24 protein-coding genes are annotated in these 20840 nt (G+C 62.7%); 19 read left to right on the top strand and 5 right to left on the bottom strand.

The features are described 5' to 3' along the window. Positions 1–2: 2 nt before the first annotated feature. The 14 genes from AB5Y89_RS14460 to AB5Y89_RS14395 all read left to right on the top strand — a co-directional run bounded on the left by AB5Y89_RS14460 (position 3) and on the right by AB5Y89_RS14395 (position 11008). Positions 3–797 carry a ParA family protein gene (locus AB5Y89_RS14460; RefSeq protein WP_010673940.1) on the top strand — a complete coding sequence of 265 codons (795 nt, stop codon included), beginning with the start codon at positions 3–5 and terminating at the stop codon, positions 795–797. Continuing rightward, positions 794–1657, top strand: a complete 864-nt coding sequence (locus AB5Y89_RS14455) for a chemotaxis protein CheW (protein ID WP_368224023.1) — start codon at positions 794–796, stop codon at positions 1655–1657. Before AB5Y89_RS14460 ends, AB5Y89_RS14455 begins: the two co-directional genes overlap by 4 nt. A 69-nt stretch (positions 1658–1726) precedes the next feature. Further along, positions 1727–2215, top strand: a complete 489-nt coding sequence (locus AB5Y89_RS14450) for a chemotaxis protein CheW (RefSeq protein ID WP_010673942.1) — start codon at positions 1727–1729, stop codon at positions 2213–2215. Between the two features lie 71 nt (positions 2216–2286). After that, entirely contained in the window at positions 2287–2673 is a 387-nt protein-coding gene (locus AB5Y89_RS14445) for a DUF2802 domain-containing protein (protein ID WP_010673943.1), read from the top strand. A 218-nt stretch (positions 2674–2891) separates the two neighbouring features. Continuing rightward, positions 2892–3527: a cytochrome c biogenesis heme-transporting ATPase CcmA gene (gene ccmA, locus AB5Y89_RS14440; RefSeq protein WP_010673944.1), complete on the top strand. Its 636-nt coding sequence runs from the start codon at positions 2892–2894 to the stop codon at positions 3525–3527. A gap of 3 nt (positions 3528–3530) precedes the next feature. Next, positions 3531–4199, top strand: coding sequence for a heme exporter protein CcmB (gene ccmB / locus AB5Y89_RS14435; protein WP_010673945.1), 669 nt, complete (start codon positions 3531–3533; stop codon positions 4197–4199). Positions 4200–4365: 166 nt separating this feature from the next. Next, the gene (locus AB5Y89_RS14430) at positions 4366–5106 is read left to right on the top strand and encodes a heme ABC transporter permease (RefSeq protein WP_010673946.1); all 741 of its coding nucleotides are present in this window, start codon (positions 4366–4368) and stop codon (positions 5104–5106) included. Between the two features lie 2 nt (positions 5107–5108). Next, positions 5109–5315, top strand: a complete 207-nt coding sequence (ccmD, locus tag AB5Y89_RS14425) for a heme exporter protein CcmD (RefSeq protein ID WP_039039901.1) — start codon at positions 5109–5111, stop codon at positions 5313–5315. Continuing rightward, a complete protein-coding gene (gene ccmE, locus AB5Y89_RS14420; protein WP_103243523.1) occupies positions 5312–5803 on the top strand; it encodes a cytochrome c maturation protein CcmE in 492 nt (163 codons plus the stop codon). The genes ccmD and ccmE overlap by 4 nt, the downstream gene beginning before the upstream one ends. Before the next feature lie 79 nt (positions 5804–5882). Then, positions 5883–7838, top strand: coding sequence for a heme lyase CcmF/NrfE family subunit (locus tag AB5Y89_RS14415; RefSeq protein ID WP_261999032.1), 1956 nt, complete (start codon positions 5883–5885; stop codon positions 7836–7838). Continuing rightward, positions 7835–8365 (top strand): DsbE family thiol:disulfide interchange protein, encoded by a 531-nt coding sequence (locus tag AB5Y89_RS14410; RefSeq protein WP_041215578.1) that lies wholly within the window; start codon positions 7835–7837, stop codon positions 8363–8365. Before AB5Y89_RS14415 ends, AB5Y89_RS14410 begins: the two co-directional genes overlap by 4 nt. A gap of 10 nt (positions 8366–8375) precedes the next feature. Further along, complete coding sequence (locus AB5Y89_RS14405; RefSeq protein ID WP_261999030.1) at positions 8376–8858, top strand: cytochrome c-type biogenesis protein; 483 nt, start codon at positions 8376–8378, stop codon at positions 8856–8858. After that, the gene (ccmI, locus tag AB5Y89_RS14400) at positions 8855–10117 is read left to right on the top strand and encodes a c-type cytochrome biogenesis protein CcmI (RefSeq protein ID WP_261999029.1); all 1263 of its coding nucleotides are present in this window, start codon (positions 8855–8857) and stop codon (positions 10115–10117) included. The genes AB5Y89_RS14405 and ccmI overlap by 4 nt, the downstream gene beginning before the upstream one ends. A gap of 78 nt (positions 10118–10195) precedes the next feature. Beyond that, complete coding sequence (locus AB5Y89_RS14395) at positions 10196–11008, top strand: VacJ family lipoprotein (protein WP_029314176.1); 813 nt, start codon at positions 10196–10198, stop codon at positions 11006–11008. 109 nt (positions 11009–11117) lie between these two features. On the opposite strand, the gene sodB is transcribed toward AB5Y89_RS14395, so the two are convergent. Continuing rightward, positions 11118–11702, bottom strand: coding sequence for a superoxide dismutase [Fe] (gene sodB, locus AB5Y89_RS14390; protein ID WP_010673954.1), 585 nt, complete (start codon positions 11700–11702; stop codon positions 11118–11120). A gap of 287 nt (positions 11703–11989) precedes the next feature. On the opposite strand from sodB, the gene AB5Y89_RS14385 reads away from it, so the two are divergent. Next, a complete protein-coding gene (locus AB5Y89_RS14385) occupies positions 11990–12334 on the top strand; it encodes a Grx4 family monothiol glutaredoxin (RefSeq protein WP_010673955.1) in 345 nt (114 codons plus the stop codon). 67 nt (positions 12335–12401) lie between these two features. Here AB5Y89_RS14385 and AB5Y89_RS14380 read toward each other — a convergent pair whose 3' ends face one another. Beyond that, positions 12402–13613, bottom strand: a complete 1212-nt coding sequence (locus AB5Y89_RS14380) for an RsmB/NOP family class I SAM-dependent RNA methyltransferase (RefSeq protein ID WP_010673956.1) — start codon at positions 13611–13613, stop codon at positions 12402–12404. A 211-nt stretch (positions 13614–13824) separates the two neighbouring features. On the opposite strand from AB5Y89_RS14380, the gene AB5Y89_RS14375 reads away from it, so the two are divergent. The 4 genes from AB5Y89_RS14375 to AB5Y89_RS14360 all read left to right on the top strand — a co-directional run bounded on the left by AB5Y89_RS14375 (position 13825) and on the right by AB5Y89_RS14360 (position 17867). Next, positions 13825–15792 carry a reprolysin-like metallopeptidase gene (locus tag AB5Y89_RS14375; protein ID WP_368224022.1) on the top strand — a complete coding sequence of 656 codons (1968 nt, stop codon included), beginning with the start codon at positions 13825–13827 and terminating at the stop codon, positions 15790–15792. Further along, complete coding sequence (locus tag AB5Y89_RS14370; RefSeq protein WP_316286465.1) at positions 15789–16112, top strand: hypothetical protein; 324 nt, start codon at positions 15789–15791, stop codon at positions 16110–16112. The genes AB5Y89_RS14375 and AB5Y89_RS14370 overlap by 4 nt, the downstream gene beginning before the upstream one ends. Before the next feature lie 157 nt (positions 16113–16269). After that, positions 16270–16908, top strand: coding sequence for a pyridoxamine 5'-phosphate oxidase (pdxH, locus tag AB5Y89_RS14365; RefSeq protein WP_128313476.1), 639 nt, complete (start codon positions 16270–16272; stop codon positions 16906–16908). Continuing rightward, on the top strand, positions 16908–17867 hold the full coding sequence (locus AB5Y89_RS14360) for a LysR substrate-binding domain-containing protein (RefSeq protein ID WP_319908191.1): 960 nt from the start codon (positions 16908–16910) through the stop codon (positions 17865–17867). Before pdxH ends, AB5Y89_RS14360 begins: the two co-directional genes overlap by 1 nt. 328 nt (positions 17868–18195) lie before the next feature. Here AB5Y89_RS14360 and AB5Y89_RS14355 read toward each other — a convergent pair whose 3' ends face one another. From AB5Y89_RS14355 to AB5Y89_RS14345, 3 genes are read right to left on the bottom strand one after another with little or no spacing between them, the layout of a single operon-like run. Further along, the gene (locus AB5Y89_RS14355; RefSeq protein WP_368224021.1) at positions 18196–19377 is read right to left on the bottom strand and encodes a M20 family metallopeptidase; all 1182 of its coding nucleotides are present in this window, start codon (positions 19375–19377) and stop codon (positions 18196–18198) included. Further along, positions 19377–19826 (bottom strand): hypothetical protein, encoded by a 450-nt coding sequence (locus AB5Y89_RS14350; RefSeq protein ID WP_010673962.1) that lies wholly within the window; start codon positions 19824–19826, stop codon positions 19377–19379. The genes AB5Y89_RS14355 and AB5Y89_RS14350 overlap by 1 nt, the downstream gene beginning before the upstream one ends. Further along, positions 19823–20641, bottom strand: coding sequence for a DUF3100 domain-containing protein (locus AB5Y89_RS14345; protein WP_010673963.1), 819 nt, complete (start codon positions 20639–20641; stop codon positions 19823–19825). The genes AB5Y89_RS14350 and AB5Y89_RS14345 overlap by 4 nt, the downstream gene beginning before the upstream one ends. Between the last annotated feature and the right edge of the window lie 199 nt (positions 20642–20840).

The following is a 20840-nucleotide window of genomic DNA, read 5'->3' as shown; positions in this document are numbered from 1 at the left end:
CAGTGATTGTTTGGACGGTTGCCAATCAGAAAGGTGGAGTCGGTAAAACCACCACGGTCGTCTCCCTGGCGGGCATTCTGGCCCAGCGTGGCCAGCGGGTACTGCTGATCGACACCGACCCCCACGCCTCCCTGACCTCCTATCTCGATTTCGACTCGGACAGGTTGGAAGGCACCCTGTACGAGTTGTTCCAGGCGGCCAAACCCAGCGCCGAGCTGGTCAACCGGATGACCCTCAAGACCCGATTCGAGAACATCAGCCTGCTGCCCGCCTCGATTACCCTGGCCACGCTGGATCGGGTGATGGGCAACCGGGAAGGGATGGGGCTGGTGCTCAAGCGCGCTCTGCTGCGGGTGCAGGATCAGTTCGACTACGTGCTCATCGACTGTCCGCCGGTGCTGGGGGTCATGATGGTGAACGCGCTGGCGGCCTGCGATCGCATCCTGGTGCCGGTGCAGACCGAATTCCTGGCCCTCAAGGGGCTGGAGCGGATGATGAAAACCTTCGAGATCATGCAGCGCTCCAAGCGGGAGAAGTTCCGCTACACCATCATTCCGACCATGTTTGACAAGCGTACCCGCGCCTCCCTGATGACATTGCAGTCCATCAAGGAGCAGTATGGGGAGGCGGTGTGGAATGCGGTCATTCCCATCGACACCAAATTCAGGGATGCCAGTCTGGTGCACATTCCTCCCTCCATCTATGCACCGGGCAGCCGGGGCACCTATGCCTATGAGACCCTGCTCAACCATCTCGACGCGCTGGAGCGTCAACGGACCCAGGAGGTGATGCCGTGAGAGAGACCACCCAGGTTCGGGCCATGGACGACTATTTCCACTCCCTGCTGCTGGACGATGCCCTGCTGCGGGAAGATCCCGAAGACGAAGCACCGGCCCCAGCGTTGCAACGTCAGACCGTCGCCGTGCCGGAGGTGGCTGCCACCCCCTATCTTGAAGCCGATACCCGACTGGCCCAGCTGAGCGAGCTGCTTGCCCAGGTGGGACAGGTCCAGTTCGAGATGGATGCCCTGAGCCACGAAGAGGTGCATGTCGAGCCATTCCAGCTCGAGGCGGAGGTAGTTGACAGTGAGCCTCTGGTCGCCCTGGCAGAGCCGGTGGTGGAAGCCGAGGTGGAGGAGGTCGAGCCCGTCGCCCTCGCAGTGGCAGAACCCGCACCCGCCCTCGCGGCGCCCGCACCGTCGACCTGGGAGAACCTGGATACCGGCAACGAGTTTCAGGCGCTCTTCTTCGACGTGGCCGGGGTGACGTTTGCGGTGCCTCTGACCGAGTTGGGGGGCATCCATCAACTGGGGGAGGTGACCTCTCTCTTCGGCCAGCCGGGCTGGTACAAGGGGATCATGACCTCCCGCGAGCAGAAGATGAACGTGGTGGACACGGCCCAGTGGGTCATGCCGGGCCAGCATCTGGAGATGGACGATTACAAATATCTGATTATGCTGGGAGAATCACCCTGGGGATTGGCCTGTCACCAGTTGAAGGGCACAGAACTGCTGCACCGGGACCAGGTGAAGTGGCGCCATCAGGAGGGCAAGCGCCCCTGGCTGGCCGGCATGGTCAAGGAGAAGATGTGTGCCCTGCTGCACGTCAGGGAGCTCTTGTTGCTGCTTGGCCGGGGCGTGAACATCGAAGGCCGCTGACAACATCGGCATCGCCATGGTTTTATTGCTAATTTTACCCGTTGACGGGTTCATACAAGGATCAAGAAGATGACAGAGAAGCGCAATATTGCACAGAATCTGGCCGAAGACGAAGTGCTGCAGTGGGTGACCTTCCAGTTGGAAAACGAGACCTATGGCATCAACGTGATGCAGGTTCAGGAAGTGTTGCGCTACACCGAGATCGCTCCGGTCCCGGGGGCACCTGACTACGTGCTGGGCATCATCAACCTGCGTGGCAACGTGGTGACCGTCATCGATACCCGCTCCCGTTTCGGCTTGCCGGCCGGGGACGTGAGCGAGAACTCCCGCATCGTCATCATCGAGGCGGAGAAGCAGGTGATCGGCATCATGGTGGACAGCGTGGCCGAGGTGGTCTATCTGCGCTCCTCCGAGATCGATGCCGCCCCGGCGGTGGGCACCGAGGAGAGTGCCAAGTTCATCCAGGGCGTCAGCAACCGTGACGGCCAACTGCTGATCCTGGTGGATCTCAACAAGCTGCTCTCCGACGAAGAGTGGGAAGACATTGGTTCCCTGTAACAGGGACGGGAACGTGCGGACGGGGGCGATGGCACCTGTCCGCCTCCCTGTGACGGTAAGGTGATGGTTTGATGATTGAATTTGCAGCCTTGGGGTTGTCCTTGCTCGCACTGGTGCTGGCCCTTTACGGGATCCTGGGGCACCGTCGTCGCCAGCGAGAGTCCGAGGCCAGGGTGGAAGCGCTGCAGGGGCAGCTCGAGAGTCTGCGCAAGCAGATGATGGAGTTGCACACGGGTGCCATCGGCATGGGTCAGCGTCTGCAAGCCGCAGAAGGGGCCATGCAGAAGATCCACGACAGCCAGCAGGAGCTGACGTTGCAGGATCCGGAGCGCCGCCTCTACAGCCGCGCCGCCAAGATGGTGGAGCTTGGTGCCGATCTGGACGAGGTGATGAGCGAGTGTGAGTTGCCCCAGGCGGAAGCGGAGCTGCTTATTTCCCTGCGAAAGGGACGCAGCTGACGGATGTGTCGCGGGGAGGCCGGTGCCTTCCCGCTTTCTGTTCGGCCCGTGGCCACCTCTTTTTCGATGCCGGGACGGTGATAATCCTTTGGCATCAATCTCTTTGGTGGGGGCGCGATCTTCCCCACAAATCCTGTTGATTATTGGCATCTTTGAAAAGACGCCTCCGGATCCTGTGTTAAGATGCAGGCCGCCTCATTTTCAACGATTACATCCCCATGCTGCTTCAAGCGAACAATCTGAGCTGCGTGCGTGAAGATCGCACCCTGTTTGAACATCTCTCCTTCGCGGTGCGTGCCGGGGATTTGATGCAGATTGAGGGTCCCAACGGGGTGGGCAAGACCAGCCTGTTGCGCCTGCTCACCGGCCTCTCCCAGCCCTTTGCTGGCGAGGTGTGCTGGAATGGGGAGAATATCCGCCATTGCCGGGATGAATACCACGCCAGCCTGCTTTACCTGGGCCATCAGCCAGGCGTCAAGGCGACCCTGACCCCCCTTGAGAATCTCTCCTTCTACCAGAAGCTCCATGGTCCTGTCGGGGACGGCGTGGATCTCTGGCGGGTGCTGGCCCAGGTCGGCCTCGCCGGTTTCGAAGACTATCCCGCGGGGCAGCTCTCCGCCGGGCAGCAGCGACGGGTGGCGCTGGCCAGGCTGTGGCTGAGCGAGCGACCGGCGCTCTGGATCCTGGACGAGCCCTTCACCGCCATCGACAAGCAGGGGGTCAGGGTGCTGGAGCAGTTGTTCCTCGCCCACGCGGACAGGGGGGGGATGGTGGTCCTTACGACCCACCAGGATCTGACCCTGATGCAGGGGCGGCTCAAGACCCTCTCCCTGACCTCGCTGTTGCAGGAGTAGCCCATGCTGCGCGCCGTCATACACCTTATTCACCGCGAGTTGCTGATGGCCCTGCGCCAGCGCGCCGACATCTTCAACCCGCTCTGGTTCTTCCTCATCGTCATCACCCTGTTTCCATTGGGGATCGGGCCCGAGCCCCAGTTGCTGGCCCGCATCGCTCCCGGCATCATCTGGGTGGCGGCCCTGCTGGCGGCTATGCTCTCCCTGGAGCGGCTGTTTCGTGACGACTTCAGCGACGGCGCCCTGGAGCAGATGATGCTGATGCCCCATCCCCTGGGGTTGCTGGCCCTGGCCAAAGTGATCGCTCACTGGTTGCTGACCGGTCTGCCGCTGTTGCTGGTCTCCCCCTTGCTCGCCATCCTGCTCTCCCTGGAGCTGAAGACCTATCTGGCCGTGGTGGCTACCCTGGCGCTCGGTACACCGGTGCTGAGCCTGCTCGGTGCGGTCGGAGTAGCGCTGACCGCAGGGCTGCGCAAGGGGGGCGTGCTGCTCAGCCTGCTGCTGCTGCCGCTCTATATTCCGGTGCTTATCTTCGCCACGTCCGCCATCGACGCGGCGAGCATGGGACTGCCCTATGCCGGTCAGCTCGCCATCCTGGGGGCCATGCTGGTGGGGGCATTGACCCTGACCCCCCTGGCCATCTCGGCGGCGCTGCGGGTGAGTGTCAACTGATTGATTTGGCGAAAAGATTTTCGTTTGAAGCCTTGTTAGGGGCGAGATAGTTGAGATAGATCAAGGGGATGGCTGCTTATTGCTTTCGGGGGATATGATGTTTTTCCCCCATGGGTATGGTAGCCCTCGCCACTTAAAAATTAATAACTGAAAGGTTTCGTGAGCTATGTGGAAATGGTTGCACCCTTATGCCAAACCCGAGCGCGCCTATGGGCTGGCCGGCACCCTGCTGCCCTGGTTTGCCGTGACAAGCCTGCTCGCCTTCATCATCGGCACCGTCTGGGGGCTGGCTTTCGCACCCGCCGATTACCAGCAGGGCGACTCTTTCAGGATCATCTATATCCATGTGCCCTCCGCCATCCTCTCCATGGGCGCCTACTCCACCATGGCGGTGGCCGCCTTCATTGGCCTGGTGTGGCAACTGCGCATGGCAGACATGACGGTGGCGGCCATCGCCCCGGTGGGGGCCGTCTTCACCTTCATCGCCCTCTTTACCGGCGCCGCCTGGGGCAAACCCATGTGGGGCACCTGGTGGGTGTGGGATGCCCGGCTCACCTCCGAGCTCATCCTGCTGTTCCTCTATCTGGGTGTCATCGCCCTCTACAACGCCTTCAGCGACAAGGTGGTGGCGGGCCGCGCCGCCGGCATCCTGGCGCTGGTCGGGGTGATCAACCTGCCCATCATCCACTACTCGGTGGAGTGGTGGAACACCCTGCACCAGGGGGCCACCATCACCAAGTTTGACAAACCCTCCATCTCCCCCGAGATGCTGTGGCCGCTGCTCATCATGATCCTGGCGTTCGCCGCGTTTCTCGGTGCCCTGACCCTGATGCGTTTTCGCAATGAGCTGCTGATGCGGGAGTGGCACCGCCCCTGGGTCGCCGACATCGCCAGGCAGGAGAAGTAAGCATGCACTTTGCCTCTTTCAGTGATTTCATGGCCATGGGAGGCTATGCCTTCTACGTCTGGCTCTCCTTCGGTCTGACCCTGCTCTGCCTGGTCGGCATCGTCATTTCCACCCGGTTGAAGACCCGCAGCCTGCTTGGCGAACTGCGCAACAAGCAGGCTCGGGAGGCACGCCGCAAGGCGGCCCAGCAGATGGAGAACACCCTATGAACCCGCGCCGCAAGAAACGCCTCACCATCATCCTGGCCATCAGCCTGGGCCTTGCCAGCGTGACTGGCCTGGTGCTCTATGCCCTGAGCCAGAACATCGACCTCTTCTACACCCCGAGCGAGCTGGTGGAAGGGAAGGGGCCGGAGAAGGTCAAGCCCGAGGAGGGGCAGCGCCTGCGCATCGGTGGCCTGGTGGTGCCGGGATCTGTGGTGCGGGATCCCCAGAGCCTCAAGGTAGCCTTCAAGCTGGTGGACAACGGCGGCCATCTGGTGACGGTGGAGTTTGACGGCATTCTGCCGGACCTGTTCCGCGAGGGGCAGGGCATTGTCGCTCAGGGCACCCTCAAGGATGCCACCACGGTCGCCGCCTTCGAGGTGCTGGCCAAGCACGACGAGAACTACATGCCGCCGGAAGTGGCCGACGCCACCAACGGCATGCACTTCAAGCCCGAATACACAGAGGCGCAGTTGCAGGGAGCCAAGCAATGATGCCGGTATGCGCCAAGAATTCACTTCTTTATACCGCCAAATCGGCAGGTTTCTCCGTGCAATCGAGAGGGAATAGTCAATGATCCCGGAATTAGGGCAGTTCTCACTGATCCTGGCCTTCGCCACCGCCCTGCTGCTGGGCAGTTACCCGCTGATCGGGGCCCATCTCGGTCGTCTTGGCATGATGTCGGCGGCCCGCCCGCTCGCCTACAGCCAGTTCCTGCTGCTGCTGCTGTCGTTTCTCTGCCTCACCTGGGCCTTCGTCGACAACGACTTCACCGTGCAGTACGTGGCCACCAACTCCAACAGCCTGCTGCCCCTGCAATACCGCATCTCGGCGGTGTGGGGAGCCCATGAAGGCTCGCTGCTGCTTTGGGTGCTGACCCTGGGGGGCTGGACGGCGGCGGTGGCCCTCTTCAGCCGTCGCCTGCCGCTCGATGCGGTGGCGCGGGTACTCGGGGTGCTCGGCCTTATCTCGGTGGGCTTCACCGCCTTTGTGCTGTTCACCTCGGATCCTTTCACCCGCACCCTGCCGTATTTCCCGGTGGACGGGCGGGATCTCAATCCGCTGCTGCAGGACCCGGGTCTCATCTTCCACCCCCCCATGCTCTACATGGGCTATGTGGGCTTCTCGGTGGCCTTCGCCTTCGCCATCGCCTCCCTGATGACGGGGCGTCTGGACGCCACCTGGGCGCGCTGGTCCCGTCCCTGGACCATGGCGGCCTGGGTCTTCCTGACGCTGGGCATCGTGCTCGGTTCCTGGTGGGCCTATTATGAACTTGGCTGGGGCGGCTGGTGGTTCTGGGACCCGGTGGAAAACGCCTCCTTCATGCCCTGGCTGGCGGGCACGGCCCTGCTCCACTCCCTCGCGGTGAGCGAGAAGCGCGCCACCTTCAAGGCCTGGACCGTGCTGCTGGCGCTCTCGGCCTTCTCCCTGAGCCTGCTCGGCACCTTCCTGGTGCGTTCCGGCGTGCTGGTATCGGTCCATGCGTTTGCCTCGGACCCGACCCGGGGTCTGTTCATCCTGGGCTTCCTGCTGGCGGTGATAGGCAGCTCCCTGCTGCTGTTCGCCTTCAAGGGCTCCCAGGTGAAGAGCCACGGCAAGCATGAGCTGTGGAGCCGCGAGACCCTGCTCCTTGGCAACAACATCCTGCTGGTGGCGGGCCTGCTCACCGTGCTGCTCGGCACCCTGTTGCCCCTGGTGCACAAGGAGCTGGGGCTTGGCAGCATCTCCATCGGCACCCCCTTCTTCAACCACATCTACAGCTGGCTCATCATCCCCTTCGCCCTGCTGCTGGGGGTGGGCCCCCTGTTCCGCTGGCGCCGCCAGGATCTCGGTGAGCTCAAGGGCAAGGTGATGCTCGCCCTGGTGCTGAGCCTGGCCGCGGCTCTGCTGTTGCCCAAACTCTTTGCCGAGGCGTTCAAACCCTGGGCTGCGCTCGGTATCGGGCTTGGCGTCTGGATCATCGTCACCAGCGTGCAGGAGACCTGGGCGCGGGCCACCCACAAACACGGTTTTGCCACCGGCGTGCGCAAGCTTGGCAACAGCCACTGGGCCATGATCCTGGGGCACGTGGGGCTCGCGGTCAGCATCATCGGCATCGCCTGCACCCAGAACTACAGCATCGAGAAGGACCTGCGGATGCAGGCCGGCGATCGCGTCCAGTTCGCCGATTACGAGTTCGTCTTCACCGGCATCAAGGAGAAGAACGGCCCCAACTACGACGGTTTCAAGGGCGTGCTGGAAGTGCACCGGGATGGCAAGCAGGTAGCCCTGCTCAAGCCCGAGAAGCGGATGTACACCGTGAGCCGCATGCCGATGACCGAGGCGGCTATCGATGCGGGGGTTACCCGGGATCTCTATGCGGCGCTCGGCGAGCAACTCGACAACGGCGCCTGGGCGGTGCGGATCTACTACAAGCCCTTCGTGCGCTGGATCTGGTTTGGCGGCGTCTTCATGGCCCTCGGCGGCGTGCTGGCCATGCTGGACAAGCGCTACCGCTTCGGACGTCGTGACGAGGAGGCCAAGGCATGAGCAAGAAGACCTGGCTCTATCTGCTGCCCTTCATCATCTTCCTGATGGGGGCCGTGTTTCTGTTCAAGGGGCTCTACTCCGATCCCACCAAGCTCGAATCTGTGATGGTGGACAAGGAGGTGCCCGTGTTTACCCTGCAGGACATCTATGACCTGGGCAAGCAGCACGACAGGAGCATCCTCAAAGGGCGCCCCATGCTGCTCAACGTCTGGGCCACCTGGTGCCCGACCTGTTACGGGGAACACACCTACCTCAAGGAGCTGGCGGGGCAGGGGATCTACATCGTCGGCATGAACTACAAGGACGAGCGTGACAAGGCCATCAAGTGGCTGGCGGAGCTTGGCAATCCCTACCAGGTCAACCTCTACGATCCGGACGGCATGCTGGGGCTGGATCTCGGTGTCTATGGCGCGCCCGAGACCTTCTTCATCGACAGCCAGGGCATCATCCGCTATCGCCACGTGGGGGACATCAACCCAGACGTCTGGGCCAGTACCCTCAAACCCATCTTCGATGCCATGAAGTGAGGCCTCCCCGATGAAAACACTGATTGCATCCCTGTTGCTGCTGGCCGGTCTCGTCTGTGCCGGACAGGCCTGCGCCGCCATTGATGTCTACACCTTCGAGAGCGACGCCCAGGAGCAGACCTTTCGCGAGCTGACCCGCGAGTTGCGCTGCCCCAAGTGCCAGAACCAGGATATCGCGGACTCCAACGCCGGGCTCGCCAAGGATCTGCGGGACAAGACCTACCAGATGGTGCGCGAGGGCAAGGAGAAGCAGGAAGTGGTGGACTACATGGTGGCCCGCTACGGCAACTTCATTCTCTATGATCCCCCCCTGATGGCCTCGACCCTGATCCTCTGGCTTGGCCCCTTGCTGGTCATCGTGATTGGCGTCGTCACCGTGGTGGTGCGAAGCCGCCGCCATGCCCCTGCTCCCTTGCAACAGCCTGAAGGTACCCTGAGTGCAGAAGAGCAGGCCAGGCTGTCCGCCCTGCTCAAAGAGGAAGAGAAACCATGACCCCATTCTGGATACTGGGTGCGGCCCTGCTGGTGCTGGCGAGCCTGGCGCTGATCGTGCCGCTGTGGCGCGGTGAGGGCCGGCAGAGCATCAGTCGCTCGGCCCTCAACAAGCAGCTCTATCGCCAGCGCCTGCTGGAGATAGGGGAAGAGCGGGAGCAGGGGATACTGGCAGAGGAGCCGGAATCCCTGGTGGAGCTGCAGCGCAGCCTCCTGGACGACATTCCCGACGTGGAGCAGACCGCCCGTGGCGGCAAGAGCCTGATCTGGATCCCCGGTGTGCTGGTGCTGGCGGTGGTGAGCATCGGTCTCTACGCCAAGCTCGGCGCCTGGCAGGAGGTGAGCCGCTGGCAGGATGCCAGCAGCCGGTTGGGGGAGCTCAGCAATCGCATCCTGGTGGAGCGTGATGCCCGGGTGACCGAGCAGGATCTGCTGGACTTCACCCTGGCCCTGCGAACCCGGCTGAAAGAAGAACCGAACGACTACCGTGGCTGGCTGCTGCTGGGGCGCCTGACCCTGGATGGCAATGATCCCGAGATGGCCCGCGAGGCGCTGGAGCGTGCCTACGCCCTCGCGCCCCAGAAGGCCATGGTGGCGGTACCCTATGCCCAGGCTCTGATGATGACGGGGGAGGAAGCCCGTGCGGATCAGCTGTTGCAGGCGGTCATTGCCGAGGACCCGGCCAACATCGAGGCCCGCTCCGTCCACGCCTTCATGGCCCTGCAAAAAGAGGATTTCCAGACCGCCCTCGACCGCTGGCAGGGGATGTTGCCGCTGCTGGAGCCGGGCTCGGCCCGCTACACCATGGTGGAGCGCTCCATGGAGTACGCCAGGCAGCAGCTTGGCCAGCGTGGCATCGCCGTGACCACCCCGTCTGCCGAAGGCCAGGCACAAGCCGAGGTGCTGGCGGTGAAAGAGGGGGAGTTCCCCCTGCACATCACCCTGGCGCCGGGAATAAAGATGCCGGAAGATGCCCATCTGTTCGTCTTTGCGGTGATCCCCAACGGTCCGCCCATGCCCATCGCGGTCAAGCGCATTGCTGGCCCGCATCTCCCGCTCACCCTCTCCCTGGGGGACGGGGATGCCATGATGGAGGGGAGCAAGCTGGCGGCCCATGCCGAGCTGCAGTTCAAGGCGCGCCTCTCCCGAGGTGGCAACGTCATGAACAAGGAAGGCGCCTTTGAAGGGGTTTCGGTCACCGTGCCGACCAACACCATCCCCACAGCGCCGATTGACATCCGCATCGATCACGCCCTCTAATACACTTTTGGCCCACCCCTTGGGGTGGGCCCCCTGTATAATTCATATCAATACCCAAAAAAATCTTAGGACTTTCATATGTATCTGCGTTCAGGAGCATTGGCGGTGGCATTGCTGCTCGCGGGCTGTGCGGGCGGCCCTCCCAAGCCGGGCCCGGAGAGCCTGGATCTCGGCGAGACCCCGAGCCGCCCCGGGGCATCCAGCACGGCCAGCGATCCTCGCGACCCCTTCCAGGGGCCCAACCGTGCCATGTGGGCCGTCAACTATGACGTGCTGGAGCCCTATGTAGCGCGCCCCGTGGTACACGGCTATGCCCGCTATGTCCCGCAAGGAGTGAGGGACAGCATCGAGAATTTCGTGGACAACTTCGACGAGCCGAGCAGCATGGTAAACCACCTGCTGGTGGGTGATCTGAAAGGGGCCGGTACCAACCTGGGCCGCTTCACCCTCAACACCACTGTGGGCCTGCTCGGTCTGTTCGACGTGGCCAAGCATGCGGGCCTTGCTCGAAACACGCTGGAGATGGATACCGTGCTCGGCAAGGCCGACATCGGGGATGGCGCCTATCTGATGGTGCCGGTCTACGGTCCCACTACCACCCGGCAACTGGTGGGGGATACCATCGATACCATCTACTTCCCCTATGCCCTGCTGACCTTCCCGCTGAAGGTGGTGCACTGGGCGCTGGATGGCCTCGGTACCCGCTCCAAGCTGATCGATCAGGAGCGCATCATCGACAACGCGCTGGATCCTTACGCCCTGACCAAGGACTTCTACTTGCAGTACAACGATGGCAAGGTGACGGGCCGCAAACCCGAGCTCCAGGAGCAGAAGCCAGAGGCGGCGGATGATGGCAACCTCGACGATTACATGGACGAGATAGACCAGTAAGCACGGTCATCTTCCACAAGGCGCCTGCGGGCGCCTTTGTTGTCGATGGCAGGTGTTCGACCATAAAAAACGCCCCGCAAGTGCGGGGCGTTTTGGCAAGAAAGGCTTATCAGGCAGCCAGGTTCTTGGCCACGAATTCCCAGTTGACCAGGGCCCAGAAGGTTTCCATGTACTTCGGACGCAGGTTGCGGAAATCGATGTAGTAGGCGTGTTCCCACAGGTCGACGGTCAGCAGCGGGGTGGTACCGGCTTCGGTCAGCGGGCAACCGGCGTTGGAGGTGTTGACGATGGCCAGGGAGCCGTCAGCCTTTTTCACCAGCCAGGTCCAGCTGGAGCCGAAGTTGCCGATGGCAGACTTGGTGAACGCATCCTTGAACTCGGCGAAGGAGCCGAAGGCCTTGGTGATGGCATCGGCCAGGGCGCCAGTGGGCTCGCCACCGCCGTTCGGGGAGAGGCAGTGCCAGTAGAAGGTGTGGTTCCAGATCTGGGCAGCGTTGTTGAAGACGCCACCAGTGGAGGTCTTGATGATCTCTTCCAGAGACTTGCCTTCAAACTCGGTACCCGGCACCAGGTTGTTCAGGTTGACCACGTAGGTGTTGTGGTGCTTGCCATGGTGGTATTCCAGGGTTTCCTGGGAGATGTGCGGTTCCAGAGCATTGATTGCATAGGGCAGAGCGGGAAGTTCGAAAGCCATTTTCTACTCTCCATTGGCTGGTCCGTGCGAAGGCGACGGTTGCAAGACATTGCGTACTCTTTTCTATCTTGAAAAGAATTGTTCTTGAAATGAGGGGGCCAGACGGCCCAAAGCCCGTCGATTGTAGCAGTATCAAAGATGGGCGAACAACCCTTGATTCTTGCCATGATCCGGATCAAGCTGCGGCGTATTGATGCATGACTTCTTTCATTCGCAACGGTTTGCCAGTTTGTGGTCTGCCCGGATTGCAGTAGAATGGCCGCCGAAATCGCTCCAGTGAGGCATTTATGGAAACTATTGAAAAGATCAAACAGCAGTTGGCTGAGAATCCCATCATCCTCTACATGAAGGGATCCCCCAAGCTGCCCAGCTGCGGTTTCTCTGCCCAGGCCTCCCAGGCCCTGATGTCCTGCGGCGAGCCTTTCGCCTATGTCGACATCCTGCAGAACCCGGACATCCGCGCCGAGCTGCCGAAATTCGCCAACTGGCCCACCTTCCCGCAACTGTGGGTCGAGGGCGAGCTGGTCGGTGGTTGCGACATCATGATCGAGATGTTCCAGGCCGGCGAGCTGCAGACCCTGATCAAGGAAACTGCCGCCAAGCACAAGCAGGATGACGCTGCCGCCGAATAAGGCCGCATTCATACCATGCAAAAAGGGGAGCCACTGGCTCCCCTTTTCTTTGTGCCCACGACAGACATCAGGCGATGCGCTCGAGGCGCGCCATGTAGAAGCCGTCGAAGCCGGTCTCGGCCGGGCTGACGTTGTGATCGCCGATCAGGCGGAAGTGCTCGTTGGCGGCGAGGAACTTGTCCACCTGCTGGCGGTTCTCCTCGGGCAGGATGGAGCAGGTGGCGTAGACCAGCAGGCCGCCCACCTTCACCATCTGGCTGTAGCGCTGCAGGATCTCCTCTTGCAGGGCGACCAGCACCGGCAGGCGCTCGGCGGTGTCGCGCCACTTGGCATCCGGGTTGCGCTTGAGCACGCCAAGGCCGGAGCAGGGGACGTCCAGCAGCACGCGATCGGCGCTTTCTTTAAGGCGCTTGACGGTCTTGCTGCTGGTGATGACCCGGGTCTCCACGTTGTGGGCACCGGCGCGGCGGGCGCGCTGCTTGAGGTTCTCCAGTTTCCACTCTTCCACGTCCATGGCCAGCAGACGGCCCTTGCCCTGCATCATGGCGGCCAGGTGCAGGGTCTTGCCGCCGGCACCGGCACAGGCGTCGATGACCCGCATGCCGGGCTTGACGTCGAGGGCCGCGGCCACCAGCTGGGAGCCGGCATCCTGCTGCTCGAAGCAGCCGTCGGCAAAGGCCTGGGTACGGAACAGGGCGGCGTCCGAGGTCACTTGCAGGGCGGTCTCCACTCCGTCGACGGGCACTGTGGTGACATGCTCTTTGGCCAGCATGGCTTGCAGCTCGTCCCGGGTGCACTTGAGGGTGTTGACCCGCAGGTAACGCTTGGGCATCCAGGCCAGGGCGGCACGCTCGGCCGGCCAGGCGTCGCCCAGTTGCTCGCTGCCGAGTTTTTCCAGCCAGGCAGGGCAGCCGTCCATCAGCACCGGGTTCTTCTTGGCCTCGGTCAGGCGGCGGCGGAACGCCTCCTCGTTGAAGCGATCCAGGGTCGGGTGGTTGGGCTGATCTATCTTGTGGAAGGCGTGCCAGCTGTGCAGCAGCGGCCAGACATTCTTCTCCGCCTGACGGACCTGGATGCCGGTGAGGAAGCAGTAGAGGCTGAGGCGGCGCAGCAGATCGCCGGTGACCAGGGCAATCCTTGCCTGTTCTTGCGGTTTGAGTTCGATGCCGGAGAAGTGACGTGCATAGGCGCGGTCGAGGGTAAGACCCTGACCCAGCACATCGTCAACGATGGCAACGACCAGATCCCCGAAACGGGGCAACAGTGGGGACTTGAGCATGAGATTAACCTTGGCCAAAGAAAGAGTGAACCGGCCCCGTCGAAGAGGGGTTCTGGAACGGACAAATCCGCGCCATGATAGGGGCTAGTCTGCATTGGTGCAACCTTCCCCATTCGGGGAATGTACAGAGGATGTTGCTGGACTAATCGGACCAGCGGGCAAATGATGCCGTGGCAGTTCAGGTGAATCCGTTTAAAAAGGAATTAAAAAGATGCAGTTGATGAAATATTCTCCGCTGGCGGTGCTGGTGGCGGGTCTGATGACGTCCGGCAACCTGATGGCCGGCGAGTGGCATACGGTCACGGCGCGGGCCACCGCCGCCGATGGGTACGAGGTGAGGGCCAGCCAGTATCGCATCGTCACCGTCTCCACCGATTACCTGGCTGCCCTGAAGGGGGGCGAGCGCCGCCTGACCCTGCCCCTGCCGGATGGCAAGGAGGTGACCTTCAGCCTGCAACCCTATGATCTGCTGCCGGCGGATCTGGCCGCCAAATATCCCGATATCCTTGCCTTCAAGGGGTACAACGAAGCGGCGCCGGGCGAGACCGGGCGCTTCGATCTCGGTCCCCAGGGATTCCACGCCATGTTCAGCCATGAAGGGAAGATGGTGTTCGTCGATCCCCTTCGCAATGGGGAAGGCTATGCCGTCTATTACCAGCAGGATGCCCACAGCCGGCTGGAAGAAGAGGCGGACAAGGTGATCGGGGGCGAGGCCAAAAAGCTGGCCCGCCAGGTGCTGGTGGATGGCAACGAGCGCAAGCGCTATGTCATCGCCATCTCGGCGGCGGGGGAGTATACCCAGTATCACGGCGGTACCGTGGAGGCGGGTCTTGGCGCCATCACCACCCTGCTCAACCGGGTCAACGAGGTCTACCAGCGTGACGTGGCGGCCGAATTCCAACTGGCCAGCGGCAACGACACCATCATCTTCACCGACGTGGCGAACGATCCCTTCAACAATGATGACGGCGATGTCGATGCCAACATGCAGGTGCAGGCCGATGCCCTGACCAAGGGGCTGGGGGCCTTCGACATCGGCCATGTGGTCAACACCGGTGGCGGCGGCCTGGCGGGGCTGGGCGTACTCTGCACCCCAGACAAATCGGCGGGGATGACGGGCTCCCCCGAGCCGGTGGGGGATGCCTTCTTCATCGACTACGTGGCCCACGAGATTGGTCACCAGTTCGGGGCAGACCACACCTTCAACGGCACCACAGGCAGTTGTGGCGGCGGCAACCGGGAGGCAAGCCAAGCCTGGGAGCCGGGCAGCGGCAGCTCCATCATGGCCTATGCGGGGATCTGCGGAGACGAAGATCTGCAGCCCCACAGCGAGCCCTATTTCCACAGCAAGTCCATCGAGCAGATGCGGGCCCACATGGCCACGGTGCCAAATTGCGGCACCCCGTTGGCGCTGGTCAACAATGCGCCCCAGGTGGCGGCAGGCAATGACTACGTCATCCCTGCCAACACCCCCTTCGTGCTCAAGGGGGCGGGGGCCGATCTTGACAGCGATCCGCTGAATTACACCTGGGAGCAGATCGATCTGGGGACGGAGTCGAGCAGCCCGGCCACCATGGTGGACGACGGCAGCCGTCCGCTGTTCCGTTTCGTGGCGCCGACCAGCGTGCCGGAGCGCACCCTGCCGAGTCTCACCTCCCTGCTCACCAACACCCTGGCGATAGGGGAGGCCTGGCCTGCCACCAACCGGGACCTGAACTTCCGCCTCACGGCGCGGGACGGCAAGGGCGGTGTCGCCAGCGATGACATGAAGATCCAGGTGGTCAACACCGGCAAGGCCTTTGCCCTGACCAGCCCGGTGGTGACCCCCCTGGGGGCGGGCAAGACGCAGACCATCAGTTGGGAAGTGGCCGGCACCAATGCCGCCCCCATCAACTGCAGCAAGGTGGATCTCTTCATGACCCGGGACGAGGGGGCAAACTGGACTTCCCTTGCCAGCGGCAAACCCAACTCGGGCTCGGCGAGCGTCACCATCCCGGCGGGCCAGGACGGCACTGCCCGCTTGAAGGTGGCGTGCAGCGACAACATCTTCTTCGCCATCAGTCCCCTCAAGCTCTCGGTCACCCAGCGCGGTGAAGAGGGGGGAAGCGGTGGCGGCGGGGCCCTCGGCTTCTGGACCCTGGCCCTGGCGTTGCTGGGCTGGCAGCGGAGGCGGGCATGAGACTGGCCGGGGTGCTGCTGCTCACCCTGCTCGGCGGTTGTCAGGCCGATGCAGACACCCTGGATCAGGTGGTCAGCGCCAGCCTTGCCAGGCAGGATTACCGGCTGATCGTGCGGGCCGGGCGCGGCGAGGTGGCGCCCGGGATCGCGGCGGATCAGCAGGCGGCGGCCAAGGCGCGCTGCGGCGTGCGCTATCTCGATGGATTCGGGGATGTCATCAAGCCGGATCAGAAGGAGGCCCACGCCAGGCTGAGCGCCTATGCGGCGGACTACAACCGGCGCATGCTGGCCCATTGCCCGCCGGTTGACGGCAAGCAGTAGGCTGACGGTCATCGGCATAAAGAGGGAGGCATGAGCCTCCCTCTCTTTTTGCTCCGCCATTTGGCCGCCCCGAGGCTTGTACCCATGGCGCGCTCGTCGCACAATGCCTGCACCCATCGCCGCACGGGCGGCAGAGAAAGAGAGAAGGAAAATCAAGATGATGGATGTGGCTGATCTGCGTCGCGAATACACCAGGGGTGGACTGCACCGGGCCGATCTGCCGGCCGAGCCCCTCGCCCTGTTCGAGAAGTGGCTGGCCCAGGCGTGCGAGGCCAAACTGACCGATCCCACCGCCATGGTGGTGGGCACCGTGGATGCCGATGGTCAGCCCTGGCAGCGCACCGTGCTGCTCAAGCACTACGATGCCGACGGCATGGTGTTCTACACCAACATGGGCAGCCGCAAGGCGCATCAGCTGGAGGGCAACCCCCGCATCAGCCTGCTCTTCCCCTGGCATACCCTGGACAGACAGGTGCACGTGACCGGCCGGGTGGAGAAGATGAGCACCTTCGAGGTGATGAAGTATTTCCACAGCCGTCCCAAGGACAGCCAGATTGCCGCTTGGGTCTCCAAACAGTCGACCCGCATCTCGGCCCGTGGCGTGCTGGAGGCCAAGTTCCTCGAACTCAAACAGAAGTTTGCCAATGGCGAGGTGCCGCTGCCGAGCTTCTGGGGTGGTTTCCGGGTGCGCATCGACACCGTCGAGTTCTGGCAGGGCGGGGAGCACCGTCTGCACGATCGCTTCTATTACACCCGCGAGGGGGACGGCTGGCACATCGAGCGCCTGGCACCCTGATGAACATCGCCCGGCTCAAGAACTTCACCGAGATAGTGAAGAACAACTTCAACATCTCGGCGACGGCGGAGAAGCTCTATACCTCCCAGCCGACCCTCAGCAAGCAGATGAAGATGCTGGAAGAGGAGCTGGGGCTGGCGCTGTTTACCCGCAAGGGCAAGAACCTGTCGGGCCTGACCCCCATGGGGGAGCAGGTGATGGAGCTGGCCAGGGGAGTGGTGGCCCAGGTGGAGCAGATTGGCCAGCTTTCCCTCGGGGATCAGCTGGCCACCAGCGGGGTGCTGCGCATCGCCACCACCCACACCATGGCCCGCTACAAGCTGCCGGCGGTCATTACCGAATTCTCCCGCCGCTACCCCGAGGTGAGCATCCAGCTGCATCAGGGAGCCCCTGCCCAACTGGCGCAGATGGTGCAAAACGGGGATGTGGAGATGGCCATCGCCACCGAGTCCATGCACCTGTTCGACGAGCTGGCGACCGTGCCCTGCTATCGCTGGGGGCGCAGCGTGGTGGTGCCCCACGGCCATCCGCTGCTGGACTGCCAGCCGCTGGCCATGGCGGATCTGGCCCGGTATCCCCTCATCACCTATGTGTTCGGTTTCACCGGCCGATCCAAGATGGACAAGGCGTTCGGACGCCATGGCCTCAGCCCCCGCATCGTGCTGACGGCCACCGACAGCGACATCATCAAGCACTATGTGCGCCTGGGGATGGGGGTCGGGGTGATCGCCACCTCGGCGTTCGACGAAGGGGACAGGGAGAGCCTGGTCTGCCTCAACATCGATCATCTGATCGCCTCGAGCGTGGCCCATGTGTGCCTGCGCAGGCACGCCCACCTGCGGGACTACATGTACGACTTCATCCACCTCTATGCCCCCCATGTGAGCCGGGAGACGGTGCAGCTGGCGCTGCTCAACCAGGGAACGCCCGCCCCGTCTGCGACCCTGCCCTGGCTCTGAAGGCCGTCAGGGGGAGTCAGAGGTGCTGCATAGATGCAAAAAAGAGAGGCCAGTGGCCTCTCTTTTTTGTGGTAAGTGGTGTCCTGTGCTGCCTTTTCCCGGTGATCCCTCTCTCCCGGCTGTCGTGGTCACCAGATTGACGGCGCTCCGGGTGCCGAGCAGCAGATCGCCATCATCCAGCAGGGCCTCGGGGGGCGGCAGCCCCCTTGCTGCTTAGGGGGTACGGGTCGCCAGATTGACGAAAATATGGGCACCCACCAGCAGGCAGTCGTCGTCCGGGTAGTAGGGGACTGACGTGGTGCTGGTAGTGGCAGATCCCCCTGGCCCGTCAGTCGACCCTGGTCGCCAGATTGACGAAGATCTGGGCTCCCACCAGCAGGCAGTCGTCGTCCAGGTAATAGGGGTTCGCGTGCAGGTAGTTGCAGATCCCCTTGGCCTGATTACCGCTGCCGAGGAAGAACATGGCCCCCATGCGGCTTGGCGTGGCGTTGATCATGTAGCTGAAGTCCTCGCTGCCGGTCATGGGCTGGCCCTTTGCGTTGATCCCGTCGCTGGACAACACATTCGAGGCGGCTTGTTGCAGGCGCTCGCAGGCCTGGGGGTGGTTCTCCACCGCCGGGTAGCCGGCATGGACCATGGTGGTCTTGAAGCCGCGCAGCTCGCTCTGGGCGATGATGTCCCTGAAGCTGTTTTTCAGGATCTGGTCGGTTTCGGCGTCCATGGCGCGGATGGTGCCACGGGCCTGCACATGATCGGCGATGGCGTTGGGAATGGTGCCGCCGTTGATCATGCCGCAACCAAAGACCGCCGGGCTGAACGGGCTGGTGCGCTTGGCGACGATGTAGTCCATGTCCTCGATGATCCGCACCGCCTCCCGGATGGCATCCAGCCCCTTGTGGGGGGTGGAGCCGTGGGCGGAGATGCCGTGCACATCGAGCGTCCAGGCCGACCCCCAGGAGGACATGACCCCCTGGTTGAACTTGATGGTGCCCGTCTCCATGGCGCCGTCGTTGTGCAGGGCATAGACCTCGTCCACCCCCTTCATGCAGCCAAGCTCCACCATCTTTTCGGCACCGGGGACGCGCATGTCCTCTTCCGCCATCTGGAAGATGAAGCGGACGTTGTACCGCAGGCGCTCGCGGTTGGCGGCCAGAAACCTGGCGGCGGTCAGAGCGATTGCCATGTGGGAGTCGTGGCCGCAGTTGTGGGCCATCCCCTCATGGGTGGATTTGAACGCCACCTCGCTCATGTCGTGCATCTCCAGGCCATCCATGTCGGCACGAAAGGCAATGGTGGGCAGGGTGGGGTCGACCGCCAGATCCCCGTGAAAACCGGTGAAGCCGGGATACAGGGTGATCCTGTAGCCGAACTCTTCCATCAACCCACGGCAGTAGGCAGAGGTCTTGAACTCGGCCCCGGAGTATTCCGGGATGCGGTGCAGGTGGTGGCGCACTTCGTAGCTGAAGTCGCGCAGGGCCAACAGGTCAGGTTCGATATGGTAGTGGTTCATCAGATGATCCCTTGAATGGAGAAACCGAGCTGGGCAACCAGGGAGGCGCCAAAGAAGCAGCAGGTGGAGACGATCATGAAGATGAGGATCACCTTCCACGACATCTTCTTGAGCTCCTCCAGCTGACCGCCCACCGAGAGGCCGGCGAAGGCCAGCAGCGGCACGCAGCAGGAGAGGAAGGAGATCTTGGCCACGGCATCGATGAAGAGGCCGCGCACCGGGGTCTCGGGCAGGCAGATGAGAATGCCGATGATGGTGGCATAGGCAAAGGCCGGCAGGGAGGAGGGCAGGTAGCGCTTGGTCACCAGGGAGGCGAACACCACCAGGGACATGGCGATGAAGCTGTCCCCCATCTGCCACAGCGGCAGGCCCGAGGTCAGGGTCTGGGTGAACATGGCCAGCAGGATCGCCAGGAAGACGAAGCGCATATCCATCACGATGCTTTTCATGCTTTCTCTCCTTTGGCGGTCAGGGCATAGATTTTTTCAGCGAGCGGCAGACCCAGATAGGTGAGGGAGAGCGCCCCCAGGGCCGACGAGAGCAGATTCGAGGCGGCGGCGATGCTGAGCACCTGCTGGGCCATCGCCTCGTCCAGGCCGTTGATGAGGGCACCGGAGGCGGCGCTCAGCATGGAGCCGGATCCCACGCCGGAACCGGCGGCCAGGGCCAGGGGATGCAGCCCCGTGAGGGGGGCGATGCTGCCAAGCACGCTGAACCAGAGGGTGCCGATGACGGAGCCGCACAGGTAGATGGCGAGCACGCCGATGTACTCCTGGGAGCCGGTGCCGAACTTGCCCTGGATCACCGCGACCGAGGGTTCACGGCTGATGGAGGAGCAGGCCCCGATGGCGCGGCGGCCAAAGCCGAACTTCACCGCCAGCGGAATGGCGATGAGGATGGGCAGGAGGTTGCCTATCTCCTGCAGGAAGAGCGGTACGCCGACGCTCAGGATCATCTTGAGGTTGGGGATGATCATCCCCGCATACTGGGTCCCGAGGATCAGCAGGCTGAAACCCACCATCTTGCCGCAGAAGCCCTCTTCTCGCTCGGTGAAGAGTCTCTTCCAGCCGGGAATGCGATCCTTGACGGGCTTGGCGGAGACGATCATGCCGATGATGACGGCAAAGAGCATGGGCAGGATGGGGATGATGGCGATGCCGAGTCTGATCTCCTGCTTCCCGATGAGGGATTGGGCCACGAAGATCAGCAGGGCGGTCGCCAGGGTACTGACTACTACCGTTTTGAGTGGGCTGGTTGGCTGCATAGTGTGTTCTCTTGTTATCCGTTGTCCTTCATGGGCGTCTTTGGTCACGCCATGATGGGGGCATGATAGGAAGCGAGGAGGGGAAGGAATGTGACCGCCATCAAGTCAGCCATATGGCATTTTTTCATGGGGTATGCCGTTTAACCATGGTAAACATATGGTTTAACAACTCATTGGCAGCTGCTTATGCTGCCTCAGA

It is taken from the genome of Aeromonas sp. s4 (assembly GCF_040907855.1).
Taxonomy (GTDB): Bacteria; Pseudomonadota; Gammaproteobacteria; order Enterobacterales; family Aeromonadaceae; genus Aeromonas; species Aeromonas caviae.
Note: the sequence above shows the minus strand (reverse complement) of the source record. Positions and strands in the feature narration are given on the sequence as shown.

Bases quoted from the DNA above. Each gene is read 5' to 3' on its own strand.
- AB5Y89_RS14385 (WP_010673955.1), top strand. From the start codon at position 11,990: ATGGAAACTATTGAAAAGATCAAACAGCAGTTGGCTGAGAATCCCATC.
- AB5Y89_RS14375 (WP_368224022.1), top strand. From the start codon at position 13,825: ATGCAGTTGATGAAATATTCTCCGCTGGCGGTGCTGGTGGCGGGTCTG.
- ccmE (WP_103243523.1), top strand. From the start codon at position 5,312: ATGAACCCGCGCCGCAAGAAACGCCTCACCATCATCCTGGCCATCAGC.
- AB5Y89_RS14445 (WP_010673943.1), top strand. From the start codon at position 2,287: ATGATTGAATTTGCAGCCTTGGGGTTGTCCTTGCTCGCACTGGTGCTG.
- AB5Y89_RS14360 (WP_319908191.1), top strand. From the start codon at position 16,908: ATGAACATCGCCCGGCTCAAGAACTTCACCGAGATAGTGAAGAACAAC.
- ccmB (WP_010673945.1), top strand. From the start codon at position 3,531: ATGCTGCGCGCCGTCATACACCTTATTCACCGCGAGTTGCTGATGGCC.
- AB5Y89_RS14345 (WP_010673963.1), bottom strand. From the start codon at position 20,641: ATGCAGCCAACCAGCCCACTCAAAACGGTAGTAGTCAGTACCCTGGCG.
- AB5Y89_RS14395 (WP_029314176.1), top strand. From the start codon at position 10,196: ATGTATCTGCGTTCAGGAGCATTGGCGGTGGCATTGCTGCTCGCGGGC.
- AB5Y89_RS14370 (WP_316286465.1), top strand. From the start codon at position 15,789: ATGAGACTGGCCGGGGTGCTGCTGCTCACCCTGCTCGGCGGTTGTCAG.
- sodB (WP_010673954.1), bottom strand. From the start codon at position 11,702: ATGGCTTTCGAACTTCCCGCTCTGCCCTATGCAATCAATGCTCTGGAA.
- AB5Y89_RS14350 (WP_010673962.1), bottom strand. From the start codon at position 19,826: ATGAAAAGCATCGTGATGGATATGCGCTTCGTCTTCCTGGCGATCCTG.
- ccmI (WP_261999029.1), top strand. From the start codon at position 8,855: ATGACCCCATTCTGGATACTGGGTGCGGCCCTGCTGGTGCTGGCGAGC.
- AB5Y89_RS14355 (WP_368224021.1), bottom strand. From the start codon at position 19,377: ATGAACCACTACCATATCGAACCTGACCTGTTGGCCCTGCGCGACTTC.
- AB5Y89_RS14450 (WP_010673942.1), top strand. From the start codon at position 1,727: ATGACAGAGAAGCGCAATATTGCACAGAATCTGGCCGAAGACGAAGTG.
- AB5Y89_RS14410 (WP_041215578.1), top strand. From the start codon at position 7,835: ATGAGCAAGAAGACCTGGCTCTATCTGCTGCCCTTCATCATCTTCCTG.
- AB5Y89_RS14405 (WP_261999030.1), top strand. From the start codon at position 8,376: ATGAAAACACTGATTGCATCCCTGTTGCTGCTGGCCGGTCTCGTCTGT.
- pdxH (WP_128313476.1), top strand. From the start codon at position 16,270: ATGATGGATGTGGCTGATCTGCGTCGCGAATACACCAGGGGTGGACTG.
- ccmD (WP_039039901.1), top strand. From the start codon at position 5,109: ATGCACTTTGCCTCTTTCAGTGATTTCATGGCCATGGGAGGCTATGCC.
- ccmA (WP_010673944.1), top strand. From the start codon at position 2,892: ATGCTGCTTCAAGCGAACAATCTGAGCTGCGTGCGTGAAGATCGCACC.
- AB5Y89_RS14430 (WP_010673946.1), top strand. From the start codon at position 4,366: ATGTGGAAATGGTTGCACCCTTATGCCAAACCCGAGCGCGCCTATGGG.
- AB5Y89_RS14415 (WP_261999032.1), top strand. From the start codon at position 5,883: ATGATCCCGGAATTAGGGCAGTTCTCACTGATCCTGGCCTTCGCCACC.
- AB5Y89_RS14380 (WP_010673956.1), bottom strand. From the start codon at position 13,613: ATGCTCAAGTCCCCACTGTTGCCCCGTTTCGGGGATCTGGTCGTTGCC.